The organism is Aquimarina aggregata, from assembly GCF_001632745.1.
Classification (GTDB): domain Bacteria; phylum Bacteroidota; class Bacteroidia; order Flavobacteriales; family Flavobacteriaceae; genus Aquimarina; species Aquimarina aggregata.
Genome location: NZ_LQRT01000058.1, coordinates 141,694 through 157,755, shown reverse-complemented (window position 1 = coordinate 157,755; position 16,062 = coordinate 141,694). Strand labels below are relative to the sequence as shown.

Here is a 16,062-nt window from a genome sequence, read left to right as displayed (position 1 = left end):
ACAGATTAAAAATCGGTGTTAGCAGGGCTCTGTTCATTGTATACATCACTCACTTTTGTTTCCACTAAGCACAGACTAGTTGTAGCGAGGTTAGCAGAATTACTTAGATCGTATTATTTTTCCCATTCTGGTTAAATTTGCTTTGTCCTCGTTAATTTCTTTTTTTTCTTTTTAAGCTTATGCTACCCATTGCTGCTGCAAAGCTTCTTCATTACTTAGTAGTTCTTTCAGTTCTTTACTACTTGCTAGTTTTAGCGGTACTTCTGCAAAAATCTTTTCTAAATCAGTGACGGCAATGGCTTTTATGGTACCAGTATCTACTTCATATATGTGTTCTCCAAGATTTTGCTGGATGACATCTTTCAGAGGTTGTTCTGTAGTAAATTGGGCATAATTGCCATTTGCAATTTCTTCTAGCGTAGCATCTTCTGCCAAAGGCAGATATTGCTGAGTACCATCCGTATTAGTTATTGGATATAGCATACGCCCATGCTCTGGGTCAAAATTGGGTTTTAGGCTTCTTAATACTATTAATTGCTGTGCCTCTGTAGGAGCTGGTAAACTTTTGCCATCCCACAAAGCCGTACCGTCTGTTGCTTCTGCAAATGGTTTTCTACTCAAATCTTGCCTAGCTGTGGTAGGGTTTGCTTGGTCATCTGGTATAAATTGTGCATTAGCGATTTCATCTGCTGTGGCTTCACTAGCTTTGGGCAAGTATCGTACCTCATCATTTGGATCAGTTTTGGCATATAACTGCCTATCTCGATCAGTTGCATCATTAGCTCTGATTGAACCTATAGGATGTAGTCGCTGTGCACGTAACGCCCGATCTATGATTCGACCAGAGGTTTCTATATTTTCAAAGGGCAGGTATAACCCATTATCTAGCTCCCTCTGAGTTGCTTCTGATGCTATGGGTAAGTATACCAGATTTCCTGCTGCTTCTGTAACTGGATACAGATAGCGATCAGCCTCATACTTAGGTTTTCCATTGGTGAAGGGCATCCATTGATCGGCAGGGTTTTCTGTGCTTTTGTTATTTACAAATTGTCCTTTGGCTATTTCGTCTTTACTGGCTTCATTTTCTTTGGGTAGATAGGTGATTTCTCCTTCCTGATTTTCATAGGGATACTCAAACCGGTTCGTGCCTTTGTTATACTTCGGCTCTTCTTTTTGACTTGCTTTTTTTTCTGTTTGATCCTTAACACTTTCATCGGTTACAAACTGTCCTCTTTTGATTTCATTGGGTGTGGCTTCGCTTTCTCGCGGATAAAACACTATTTCGCCATCTGCGGATTCGGTTGGATATGCCATTCTGTTTTTACCCAAATCCCGAATGGGTTTACCATTGGTCATTCGTTTCCCCTGGGTCTGTGCTGCTGCACTCTCATTGGTTACAAAAAGCCCTTTCCTTTTTTCGTAAGGAGTGGCATCTTGTTCTCTGGGCAAAAAAACCAAATCTCCATTTTCTCTGGTGGTGGGATATACTTTTCTGTCCTTGCCAAGGTCACGAATTGGTAGTCCTCCTTCGCTGGCTTGTTTAGCTTTCACTGGTAAGTTCAAAGAACTTTCTTCTACATAGCGTCCTTGATTTTTCTCCTCTTGAGTAGCATCACTTTCCTTGGGTAAGTACTGTGTTGTATCGTCTTCTCCTTTTACGGGATAGGTATTTCTACCAGTACTATCTAGTTTAGGTTGCGCATCTTTACTCAATGCATTTTTGCCTTTTTTAATAATCGTACTGTCTTTAATAAAAAGTCCTTTTGCTTTCTCTTTGGCAGTGGCTTCACTCTCTTTGGGTACAAATCGTTGTTTACCATTGTTATCGGTGGTCAGATATACATTTCGTCCTTTTAGTACATCATAAACTGAGTTTTTAGGGCTCTGCGGTCGTAATTCACTTATGGCATTCGCTTTCTTTTTTGCACGTTCTTTTCTACGATTATTATGATCTGAACTATTGGTTTTTCCTCCTTTTGGATTTCGTTTTATACCGAGTGATCTTTTTGATCTGGGCTGTTGTTTTCTTCTTTTTAAGCTGGGTTTCATTTCTGTATCAATTTTAGCTATTACTGGGTAACTCTTAGGGTTTCGCTTAAGGGTATTGCTTCCTGTTTCACCTACAGATTTCAGGGATCGGTTTTGGGCAGACCTGCCCAAAACACGATCTTGAAGTGTTCCTGAAATCGAGTTGTAAGAGTTTACAATCTATTAGGGAAGCGTTAAATTATACTGTTCTTTTTAAAACCTTAAACTTTAGCTTTGTAAATGACCACCATTTCTACATTAGTGATCTGTAATTTATCCCCTTTAACTGTAAATTTCCAGTTGGATCCATTTCTGGCAATGTTTAGATTGGAAGCTTCGAGGTATTGGTTATTGGTCAGTTTTAACTCATCGTTGAGTTCTAAGGTTGCCGAACCACCATCCTCATATTGATAACGAACCATAATTCCCATGACTTTGCTTCCTGTCATACCAGGAAACATATCTCTGGTAAAAGTGAGTTCCATAGTATTACTATCTCCTATCATCAGCTCGTTCCATTGCTCAGGGAAGGTATATGCAAGATCAAAGAAACTAGTAGCTCTGTATGGTTTTAAGGCTCCTTTTACGGAATTGGCAAAGGCTGTTCCTCCTTGCTCTGCAGTATATCGCAGCTTAATGGTTACATCTAACAAATCATTGATATCATAACTCCCCGATTTACCATGTAGTTCTAATCGCCATAAGGATACGGCTCCTGTACCTTCAAAGGGTAAATAGCGTGCATCATCGTACCTCAACTCGAACATGCCATTGTTTTCGGTATATTGATCTACATAGGATAGTGCAATTTGTTGATTTACTTTCCAATCGGTGCGTATCGTTAAGGGTTGATCTCCTTTAGGATTTAGTAAATATTTTACTGCCTTAGGATCTGGTTCCATCACCAATTTATTATTCAATTGCGTCAAGGTTGCATTGATGGTTTTTCCCTCGCCAATATCAAAGGCTAAGGAAATGGTTTTCATCTGGCGATTATAATGCCCTGGAAAATCCTGATCAAATAGTTCTTCTGTTAATCGGAACTCACAGACTCCTTTCATTTTTAATTGGATAAAAGCGAGTGGGTCGAGTTCTAACATAGAAATATTTTTGGTAATCTCCATCCCACGGCTATCCTGTTCGATATAGGCTTTTTCCATCTTGGTAAGATCTACACCAAGAGTTTCTCCACTTAGTAATCCTTTTTTCTGGCTATCCCAATAGGTTCCTCCAATAAACTGTATTTCGGCTTCTTTGGTTCCGGTTTCGAAAACAAAGGCTTTTTCTGCTTTCTTAGCGATATCGTGTGCCATTTTATAGGTTTGATAAAATAAGCCTGATAATTTGCTACTCATCCAATTGTACAGCTCGAGATTCGAAAACTTTTGTTTCATAAAGTTTTCTATCGCTTTGTTATTCTTGATTTCCTGATCATGGATCTGTAACTCTCGTTGTGCTATTGCTTTTTGGATCTGAGCCCCCATAATCTGGTACTCTAATTGCTTGATCTCACTCTCGGCCATAACTTTTTGTAGTTCCCAATCTTCTTCTGAACGCTTATGTTGTGCATAGATTCCTGCAATTTCGCCAGCTGTCATCAAGGTTTCTCCTGTTATTTCCAGAGCTTCTCCTCCTTTATCCAAAGCATCTCCTAGTTGGCGTCCTCCTGCTTGAGTACCTGCTATAAAAGGACCTATCAATACCTGAGGTAATAAATACGATATGGTTGATGCTATCTTTAGCGCTGCCGCGGTTCCCATTAATACAGTACCTGTAATCATCAGTGCAATCTGAACTTCTTCTTCGCTTAGCATCCCATTATCTAATAGTCGTTGATAATGATCTCTCTGGTTTTTGGCTCCATCAAGACTTTCTTCTAAACTTTTGATCTGATAATTGGCTTCTCTGATTTGATCTTCTTTGATCTGCGTGCTTAATGCGAGAATCAAACCTTCTTGCTTGTTTCGAAGTAGTTCCATCTCTTCGGCATCTTTTTTCTCGATAGTACTAAGCAATTCTCCTCCAAACTGTGCTACTCTTTCGGTATATTCTTTTGCTTTTTCGATCATGTAAGTAAAGCGATAATGTGGCACCATCGTATACAACATGCTTAATGCACTACTTAGACTCGCTCCTCCTGCAATTGCACTAACCAATGCCATAGGATCGATCGGTGGCTGAAAGAGTGGTAAGGGTTGTTTCTGTCCCATTATGTTTAGGGTGTGCCTGATCTTAAACAAACGATCTTCTACCCGACCCCAATACTTCATAAACACCTGATTTTCGGGAAGATGGAAATATGGATTAATGACCGAATCATTAAGCGTTGCCAGCATATCGTGTTGCTGACCAGCAAAAGTTAGGCTATCATACATGGCTTCTCCGTCATTTTCTAAATCTAATAAGAATAGAAAATCATATGTATCTTCCCCAATATTATGAGCCAAATACTCATAGTTTTGATCTTCAGAAAGTGTTTTTTCTCCTAAATTTTCTGGTTTTGTACCAAGTAAATCATAAGCTAATACATAAAGCATTCGTGCTTCATTAATACTCTCTCGCGTATATTGTCTAAAGAGCATATCTCCCCAATCCAGCACATTATCGATATAATTCATCACAATGGCTTTGCGATATGCAATATGACGTAAACCAGCTATTGCATGCGGATCAAAGGGATCATTAAGGTAACTTGTGATCTGTACTTCGGTATTTTGCATTAACGCATAATTCTCTGGTAGGCGTTGGATGAGTTGCAAAATTTCTAATAGTTGTTGTTCTGGACTTTCAGAATTAGTGTTATCATTAATTAATCCATTTACAATTTCTAACGCCTTTAATAAATCGTTTGAGGTATTTAAAAAGGCTTGAAGATTCCTAATATCATTTGTAGTACTCGTTCCCAAAAATTCATCATCATAAATTTTTAACTTTGTAGTTAACTCATCTATATTACTTTGTAATGTTCCTTTATTAATTAATAAAGCTAACTGCTTTGCAGGTTCAATCAATGCATCGATATCCACTGCCTGAAAAGGAAGAAACTTCCAAAAGTATTTTGCTGCTGTTGGATCATAAATGTGTTCATACCACTTTTTGGCTTCTTCAAATTTTTGATCTGTATTGAGTGACATTGCTATTAGGAAAGGGGCATGAAAAAAGACTTCCCAATAATACATCCCATTAGCACTATTATAATCGATATGTGAACTTACAGGTAATGATTGTACATAATCATCATTTACCTTAATAGTTGTGGCGTTTTGATCCTCAAAACTAAAAGCAGGTTCTTCATCGATCTGTTGTGTACTGAGTTGTAATAATGCATCTACACTTCCTGTAAAAAGTAGCCTATTAAAATCCTTGGCTGTACTAGAGGTTAAACGAATAATTTCATAATTCACCTCTTCTATTTCGAATGGTTTTGCATAGATTTCATCATTATCAACGTCACCATTACTTAGCTCATATTTGATATAGTCATTCTCTTTAAATACAAACAAATACTTATCTCTATTTAATGCAGCATCCATGTTTTTTCTAAAAGCTAATGGAATATTTCCCCAATTACCTTTAACAGGCTTTGGATTTGTCAAAACATTAGGTTCCTCATTACCAGAAAGAGTATAGTATTGATCTTCCTTAAATAGATACACCTTATCTTCTAAAGTGAATGTTGCATTTATATAGCTAATCCCCTGAGGTAATTGTTTTGGGTAACCTGGATCTATTTCATCACTAATCGTATCTGACGAAATCGTATGCCTCACATAGTGATCCCTATACAATAGGAAGAGTTTATCATTTCTTACATAAGCAGCATTGATGCCTTTGTCTCCATTAAAAATATTCTTACTTCCTTTTTTCCAATCCTCTTTGATTAGTGATAATGATACCATATTTGACCAATTCGAGAGAATATCAGTAATAATCGCCTGATCACTATTTTGTGAAATTTTAATATATTCATCCTTACTAAAAATATAAATATGATCATCGCCATCAATACCTGAGAATACTGCAGAGATTTCTTTGTAAATTATAGGGTTGTCTGTAAGTTCGTTTCCTTGAGTATAACTTAGTCTTACCCCATTTTTATATACATGCACTCTTTGCGCATCTTCCTCAAATAAAAACCCCATGATATAATGATCCCCATTATAAGTAAAAGCTAAAGCAGAATTCCATTCTTTTGCAGGTGTAGTATGATCTACAAAAGATGTTTCTGTAAGATTTCCGTGCGTATCTAATTTATAATCTAGAAAAGCATCATCTTTTTGAACATTAAAATATATTTCTTCATCAATAGTATACGCAGCAATTATTGTATAGTCTTCTATATCTCTCTCGTTATAGTTTTTTGCTTCTAATTCTTCAAGTACTACACTTAACTTATTTTCTTTAGGAAAACCTTCTGCTACAATTGAGTACTCATTATCTGTATATTTTATAAATTGATTATCATCAAATACATATGCACAATTGTTATGTGTAAAAGCTGCAGTTACCTCGGTAAAACTATTGAGTTTCCCAAATTTATTTTTAATAGGTTTGCCTGTTAGTGAATCATTGAGAAAATAATTTTTTTCTGAAAAATAATATGTAGTGTTATCAATACTAAAAGCTGCATTAATTTTCTCTAAGTTAGTAACCTCATCTTGACCATTTTTCCGGTTCTTAGGCCAGTTACTAAGATCCAATGCTTTTACATCAGGTTTACATAAAAAACTCCCTCCTTTATGATCGTAGGCAAACCAAGACGCATCAATAGATTCTTCTGCAGTGTGCAATACAACTATATTTTCGTCTTCGATAGTTCCTTCATCAAACAAACGCTCAAAAGTTTCCTTACCTCTATTATCGAAATCAACAGCACTCTTATTTTTCTGGCTATACAATTCTGGCGTAAGATTGAATGCCTTAGTAACTGATTCTACAACAGGTATATAAATTGGGAAGTTAAAAAAGCCTAAATCTACAATCTCTTTGCTATTTACTACATGGTTATATTTGCAACTAATGACAATATTATCATGGGTATCATTGTCTAATTTATTTGAATGTTCTACGAATAATTGCACATTAGTAATTTGGCCATTAGATAATAAATGATCGATAGTGATCAGGTTTCCATCTATATTTTCCTCAAATGAAGTCTTTAAGACCTGTGGTTGAATCCACTCTTTGTTTAGATTATAATAAGAATAGTAAATACGTGTTGTGTATTTGTTTTCTCCTTCTTCTGATGATATTTCATGTGTCGTACCATCATCATTATCGGTTATGGTAGTAGAACTACTATCCTCATTAGGTACGGGTTCTACCCTGGTCCAGAATATGAATACTTTATTAAAGGCATATACTGGATAGACACGATCTGCTTCTATGGTAATATTAACAGGTTCCCAGGGCTCCCAACTATCATTATGTGTCTCTCCATTGATGAAGTTTCCAAAACGATAGTAGTAACGGTATGGGTCTGTTTTTGTTCTCCCCAAGACGACCAGTCTTTTATTTACCTCGGTAGTATCACCTTCATCAATACTTACATCATCATATAAGTACCCTCCAACAATTTTTAATCGTGATACTTCGGTAAACTCATCCAGGTACTTTTTATAGATACGTTCTACGCTGTCTTCTGTGATCTCTTCTTGCATCAAATCCTGTTCTAAGGTTTCGAAAGCTGGTGTTTTTTGATCTTCGTCGCGCAGTTCTGGTCTAATATAATTTTCTGGATATAGGAATACTTTTCGGTTGGCTTCCCAAACTCTATAATTACGCATCCATTCCCACTGTTGTCTAAGAACTTCTCGTTCGTGTTCTTTTAGATTTCCTTTGAGCTCAGTTTCTTCTAAATTCAGGAAATATCTATGAAAAAACAATTGAATCGCCATTGTTGCTTCTTTGATTCTAGAGGTAGTAGCATCGCCTTCCATCTGTGTATCGATCAACAGATTTTCATAGAGATCTCGTGTGTTTTCGACCTTATCATCATTAGCTACTGCATAGGGTACAAGCGCATCACGTTTGATTACATTGAGTTCTCTTTCTATTTGATCAAATAACGTGGCATAATTATCATTATAATCTACTTCGGCAAGCATTGCATAAATATGAGCTGCCGTATTTTTGGCATCTCTATTTGTATCATACAATAATTGCCAGACATTTTGATAGAGGGCTTTTACGTCTACTTTAATTCGCTCTGTTGTTGACAGGATATCAAATAACTTAATAATTGTTTCGATAGTAAAATCCTTCTCCAGAGCATTAGTTGGCGATATAAAAGCATTTTGCTGTTTTACCCAACGGATTTCTTCTTTATCAAATCCAAAAATCTCGGCTAACCTATAGTAAGGTTCTTTGGTGTACCCATCTCTATCTGATAATAAACTAATCAAAGTTTCTTCACTACTGCTATAACGACTATTAAGGTTCATTAATCTTGCTAACAGATAGATATCCATTACCAGATAATCTGACCAATCTCCCCATCGTTTATCGAATGATTGTGGATAGAAGTTTTGGTGGCCATACATCTTTCCTTTTTTAGATACTGCATACAAGTTTCCTTTGGTGGTATATAGCTTGTCTTCTAAAATAAACGCTCCATTAATTCCTGAACTAAATTCATGAGGAAGATATAGCTTATGATCTTTTATATACTTAGGGTATGATGGATCTACAAATTTTGATGCCTCATCTTCGCAACTAAATAATTGATCGGTATCACTATAGCGAATAAATTGATTGCCTTTAAACACATATAACTTCCCTTTATCATCGGTATAGGCCGCATCAATGGTAGTATCACCTTCAAAATTGTTGTCTACTCCTACATAAGCTGAAATATCCTCTATAGTGATTGTATTCCCCAAACTATAGCGGTTTTCATCCCGGAAAACGATTATTGAATCATTTGCAACATATGCTGCATCGATACCATATCTAAAATTCTTTGGTAGTTCTGCTACTCCTAATGTTTCGGCAAGGCTTTCTTCTATAAATTTAGGATAGCCCGGATCTATGGTGTGGTATTTATTTCCGGTATATACGATATACTGATCTTCGCAAAACAAATAAGTTTTATTATCTTTTACAAAAGCTGCATCTACTCTTCCTTTGTCTCTAAAAGCATTGTAACGATCTTGTAATTGAGATACTCTAAACGTATCATATTCTTTCGTGCTACCGACATGCAATTGATCATTTATAAATACATAAGTATTACGATCATTGGTAATTACTGCGGTGATTCCTGATGTAGTGCCTTCATAAATTTTATCCAACTCATATTGAAACCCGTCTGTCATGTGCTTAAAAGGAAGTTCTTCTCGCAGGTACTTATCGATTCGTTTTGGATAGTCCTCATCTACTGAGGTATATGTAGCTCCGGAATACCGAACATATTGGTTTCCTGAGAATAAATAAGTTACACCATTATGTACTAAAGAGGCATCTACATGATCATGAATAGTATTCTCAAATAATCCCCAGTAATAGGCCACCTCATCTTCTGGGGAATAGGTATAGGTACCATCATTGTTATTGACTCCCACCATAAAACAAGCTTCGTCAAAGAAATACATTTTACCATCTGCTCCCTTAAAAGCAGTCTGAATATTCTTAAACGTTGTTTTATTAAAACGAATTCCTGGATATAACAATTGTATTTCCTGAGGGTACGACCAGTTTTGTTCAAGAAGGTGATATCGTATAAAATGTTGATCCTTAATAAAAATTAAATTATCTCCGTGTTGAAGTATAGTATCAAAAGTATTGAACCCTGCTTGTTGTTGCGCTTGCGGAATTCCCCAAAAAGAAAAGTCTCCATAATATACTTCTGGTTGTTCTAATATATAATCATCTGTATGATAGATCGCATATCTAAAGTTACCGTCTATGTCTTCTTTTTCGAATAAATAGGTTTTATTATCCATTACATAGGCAAAGGCTACTTCGGTAAGTCCTCCCCAGTGCTTATAAATTCTTCTCGGAGCTTCTTCCATTGTAACTCCTATATAACTATCCCCTGTATAGGTATAATATTGTGATCCACTAAATAGATAGGTATTACCATCACGCCCTACAAAACCGGTATCGATATGTTCTGTTTCATAAATGGCATTTTCTGGTTTACCCCATTGGTTTTTGATATAATATTCTGTTTCTAACAGGGTGTTATAGCATTTTTGACCTTTGAAATAATAAGTATTTCCATCGGCTCCTTGTAAAACGGTGTCTAAATCAGTTTCAAAATCTGCTGGGACTTCTTTTAGAAGTTTTGGAAACCTGTTTTCTTTATGAATAGTTTCTCCTTCTAGAGCAGAAATGTGTTCCCATTGTGTTCCCTTCAATGTATATACAGCTCCTTCCTCAATTAGTGCTGTTTTTATATTTTGAAATTCGTCTTTGGTATACACTTCTCCTTTCTCTTTTTCCTCTTCTGAGATTACATGACATGTTGTTCCATCAAATAGGTACACCGTTCGCTTATCTACTAGTACTGCATCAATTTGATTGGGTATATGATCCTTTAGTGCTTTAAAACGAGGCTCTTCTTTGAGCATTTTTATAGATTTTGGATACCCTAGTTCTACCTGACTATAATCCCCTTCTTTATATCTGAAGAACTGATCTCCAGAAAACAAATAGGTATGGATCGTCTCTATCTTTTCTGCTGCATATCCTTCTAAATCATCATTATCTTCTCTAGAGAGTAATGTAACTGCTGCATCAATCTTACAATTTTCGATCAGGTTATTTTTTACATATCCCCAATACTTATCGATTGTTCTTGGATATCCAGGATCAATATGACAAGCAGATTTATCCGAAAACCGTATATATTGATTGTTAAAGAACAAGTATGTTTTACCATCTTTTCCTGCCAAGGCTGCATCAATTTTGTTAATTCCTGATGGAAGTTCTGGCCATTGCTTATAGATGTTTTTAGGTTCTGACCACCAGCGATTGATATGATCAAATTCAATCACTTGTTTTTTTGAAAACAAGTAGGTTTTTCCATCATGAGCATTAAGTATAGCATGTGGGTTTCGAAATCCTTTGTCTAATAAATGTTGTGGAAGACTCCAAAAATTATCTACTGTATCTGCTGGAAATGTTTCTATCTCATCTACATCTAATATATTACCAATAGGCGTGATGTAAGAGTCTTTATTTTCTTCTTTTTCATCTACTTCTTTATAGTCTTTGGTAGCATATCTAACATACACTTGTTTGCGACCTTTTCTACCAAAAACATAGGTTTTACCATCTAGTACAAAAGCGGCTTGAATTTTATTTAATCCTTCCCAATCTTCTGAAATTAATCTTGGATACCCTTCGTCGACTTGCTTATAATTACCGGTTGTATACCTAATATAAGTTGTACCACTAAATAGGTATGTATATCCATCAAGACCAACCATGGCTGCATCTATTTTTTCTACTGATTGTATCGTAGAAACCCCTTCAAAAGACAATGAGTCTTCGACATCCACTGCTATAGTTCCGTTTGCGTCCATAGTGAAGGCTACGGTGTGGTCATCTTTAAAAAAGTGTATTTTATTGTTATCATCATAAACACCGTCATTTTGTTCTTTTTCTACAAAAGCAGCATCAATTCCATTAATAAAATCAACCGGAATTCCTTCAAAACAATCCTGTATACGTTTTGGGAAGTCTTCCAATTCATCAACTTCATTATTTTCGAGGCAATCCATATAGGCCGTTACCTGATCATCTATAAAAACATAGGTTATCCCATTATGGGTAAAGGCTGCATCTATCGCATCGATATCTTTGAAATCATACTTAGATTTCCCCCAATGCTCTGCAATGTCCTTAACAACCTCATCTCTAGAGCTTATAAATTTGTTTCCTCTAAAGAAATACGTTTCCCCATCTAGACCTTCAAAAGCTGCGTCTAATTCATCTGGGAATATTTCTGGTAGATGAATCCCTAGTCCTTCATGTTTCCAATGTGCTTTCGTTTTTTTAGGGTATCCGCTATCGATTACGGTTGCATTGACATCTGAATATCGTACATACATTCCTTCTGCAAAAAGAAATAAACGTCCTAACGGATCTACGTAAGATGCATCTATTTTGCCAATTTCTGTAAAAGCATTGTCTACTTTACCAAATTCATTTTCTCGTTTTGCCCAGCTATCACCATCTTTCATCCATAGATGATAGTAATTATTGCTTATGATGTAAGTGCTTCCATTTTTATCCATAAAAGCAGCATCTATAGCTATCTTTCCTTCCTTTTCGAAAAATTTACGTATATAATCTTCTTCTATTAGGTCTTTTAATTTTTCATCATCTTCTAAGAGGTCGATGATTTCTTTTTCTTCTTCAGTTTGCAGATTTTCTTCTTTGTCCAAATCGATTCCGTATCGATCTATCATTACATAGTCTGCTGCTCTATATGTCCAATATTCTGAATTGGAAAACAGATAGATAAATTCTTCGGTTTCTAATAGTGCATCGATAGACGTAACTCCTTTTGGTAATTCTAAATTTTCCGAAAACTTAGCTACCAAATCCTGATCCTTAAAGGCAATTGCGGTTTCTTTTGCTCCTAATTGTAACTTGTTAGCTAATACGGAATATTGACGAACCCGCTGAAAAGAACTGGTAAACCCTTTGTTTGTTGGTATTTTTGTTATTTCTCCTAAAGAATTAGCAGTTTCTAATATCGGAGTGATCCAAGCACTCTTGATGTCTTTTACACCTTTAAAAACATGTTTGGAAACGATTTTTAGGATTTCTTGATCTAACCCAAAAACACTTTGTAATTGCTCCCATACTACTTTTTCTTGTTGGGTTTCCAGTCCTAAAATAGCTTCGGTAATCTGCTGATGAGCTGATTTAATTTCTTTGCATATTGCTTGTAGCATGAAGAATATCTCCTTATTATAATCTTCAAAACCTTTTATGCTAAAAACATTAGCGTTATTGGAGTCTATGAAATATTCTATTTTATCTGGAGCAATATGGCGCGTATTTGATAAAACCCCTATGTATTGTAGCATACTAATCAATTCTTTACGTTCCTCTGTAGAAAAGCTTAAGTTTTCGAGAGGTGTCTCTATAAACTGATAGGTTTCTGCAATTTTGATGATACTCTGCATTCTCTGAAAAATTGCCGTTCCTGTAGCCTCTTCAAAATAATACCCCAAAATGAGTTTATTTTGATTTTCGGTGTCTGCAAAGAAGCTTTTGGTTTCTGATACGATCCTTTTTCCATCCAAGTAATCTCCCTGTAAATCCTGATATGCCCAACCTGAGATAATCATATCTGCAATTTTGGTTAACTGATTAATATCTGCTGTCAGATACTTTTTCTGTACCTCTCTTACTTTGTTCTGGATGTTATTTAGGATTTCTTTTCGTTTGGGGTAAAATTGTAACTCTAAACGGAAGCTCTCGATATCTTCTGTTAATAATTTTGCTTTATCAATTACTCGACCTTGTTCTGTAGTGTATCCATTAAACATTAGGTTATGCAAAAGGTCTTCTAAGGCTACTTCTGACAATTCGAGTTCATCAAATGCTCCTGCAGTTAGTTTTAATTGAGCATCTTTAAACTGTTGTGTTTGTTTTTTTAATATCTCATAAACCTCTTCTGAGTGATCTGTAATATGGGTATTAACATCAAAATAGCTAAAGTTCTCCGGGTCGCTGAAAAAATTACTGTATTTGACAACGCCTTCTTCATCGATATAATGATTAAAAATCAAGTTATCATATAATTCTTCTAACTCCTCTTCAAAAAGTGGTAAGGAACGTAGATCCGAAAGATATATCGAAAAGGACACCTCATCTTCTTCTAGAGTATTGGCTTCTTCATTCTTGTATAACTTATGAATAATTTCAAATACGCTCTCGAGATAATAACTAAAATCTGTTTCTAGCTTAAAGTCTTCTACCGTTTCTGGTAGGTTTGCCATGGTAATCATTCCATCAATGGCAATATATCCTTTATAGGTAAGGTTCTTTTTAATTTTTTCTACCAAAGGTTCTTCTAGTCCTAATCCTTGAAAATCTGTTGGATGCACTTCTGCCAGCGCTGTAATAGCCATTTCAGCAATTTTCTGAGCTTTATCGGTATGACTATTATAGGGCATTTTATGTGTTTGTTTACATCGCTTAGATTCGTGTTCTTCCAGAATTTTAAAAATTACTGAAGCACTACGGGTATCAAAAATTCCTTTTTGAAAAATAGTAGGGGTAGCCTTTACTTCTTTATACACCTTTAATATCCCATCTAATTGAGAAATGGTTAGCGTTCTGGCTGCCATTTCTGCTTTTTCAGTCCTAAACTTACCTGTAGTAATGTACCATAATACATCTGCTGTAAAATCATACTCTATCATCCACTCGGTAATTGCCATTAGTGTCTGAATCAACCAAAGACGGTCTTCTATATTGTCTCCTAAAATAATGCTATACCCATCCTGCGTACTTGGTTTTTCGTGGATAAATGTTTGATGTTGTGTAAAACTTAGGATACTAAAATCTTGCTCCAACACATCAAAAAGCGTGAATACCTCTTCATGAGAAATATCTAGTATTTCTGTAAGTTGTGTAAAACCATACAAAAAATTTAATAAGGCTTTCTTAGAAGTGGACTTCATCCAGAGATCACTATCAATATCGTGATCATCTAATCTTTGGATGATTTTTTCCAGGTCCATTTTAGAGATTCCCAAGGCATGAATAATTCGTTTTCTAAAGGTGTCATTATCCTCAGAAAATAAATCATCATGGTAATCTAATGCTGTATATTGTTCGTTTATGTAGTGTTTAGGAACGATATAATCTGTATCACTTGGGATATATTTATCATCTTGCACTACGTATTTATTATTAAATACGCTATTGAACAAATCCTGAGGTTGGTCTTCATCGGTATGTCCTATCTCATTGATAGTACTCATAATTCCCATTATGGTATCGATTGTAAGTTCTGTTTTCTTATGAATCTTTTTAACAATTGCAATAAGGTGTAGGCTTTCAAGGTTTATTTCTGTTTTTCCTGAAACTCTTAGGATGGTGTCTACCTCTGTAAAAGTCATCCCTATTTTTTTAGCCAAACGAATAAAAACATTGGTGCGTTTAAACCATTCATAATCCACCGTATCTTGGCTTATGTGATCTATAATATTTTCTTCGTTTTCGTCTAAGGTGGCATAGGTTACACCAGTTGCATTGATCCAAAAACCAGAAGATACTCCTGCTTCAATTTCCGGATTGTCTAATTTTTGGAATAAGAGTTCTCTTACTTCTACCCCTGTTAATCCAGTTGCCTCCATAAAAGAGGTAGTATTGGACATCTCTGCAGTAAAGGAGGTTCCTGTATAGTTAAAATACTCTTCTATATCGTTGTCACTATGACTGTTATACCCTGTAATGGTTTCCCATTCTTCTGGCGACATTCCTAAATACTCACGTACGAGAGTTTCTGCATCTAAATCTGTATTAGTTGCAAACATCTTGTATAACTGTTCTGATGATATCCCTAAATATTTCAGATATAGTTTTATTTCTTCTTCATTGAGATTAAAAGGGGTATTGAATGGATATTTAGCATTGGGTAGTATATTTTGATATACTTCTTCCTGATTTTCAGCTATTGTATCTTTACCTCCTATTTTCTTTTCTAAAATTTCATTAGCTATATTAAGAAATGGAATTTCTGTATAGGTGTTTTCTTCGTCCAGGAGGAGTTGTCTGATATCTGATCTTCGTTCATGGATATCGGTATCTTCAAACTCATCTTCCATCAATTGCAACAAATCTGCCAGGTAAGCAGCAGGAGAGTAGACCGATCTGGCTTCTTCTCCTTTTTTAAAATCAAGATGACCAAAAAGTTCTTGATAATCTGGTAAGTTGTTATTCGTACTCATTTTATGTATTTTTTTGTGATTAAATTGGACAAAAGGGATTCTGTCCCTTCCTAAAAAGGGGAATGCTATTGACCTAAATATTTTTTGGAATTATTGTATTAGTCAACCATCA

At 35.6% G+C, this 16,062-nt stretch carries 2 protein-coding genes; both read right to left on the bottom strand.

From position 1 onward, the window contains the following. Nucleotides 1–177: 177 nt before the first annotated feature. Nucleotides 178–2,160: a hypothetical protein gene (locus tag AWE51_RS23960; RefSeq protein WP_066319318.1), complete on the bottom strand. Its 1,983-nt coding sequence runs from the start codon at nucleotides 2,158–2,160 to the stop codon at nucleotides 178–180. Nucleotides 2,161–2,249: 89 nt separating this feature from the next. Further along, complete coding sequence (locus AWE51_RS23955; protein WP_066319317.1) at nucleotides 2,250–15,950, bottom strand: Tc toxin subunit A-related protein; 13,701 nt, start codon at nucleotides 15,948–15,950, stop codon at nucleotides 2,250–2,252. Between the last annotated feature and the right edge of the window lie 112 nt (nucleotides 15,951–16,062).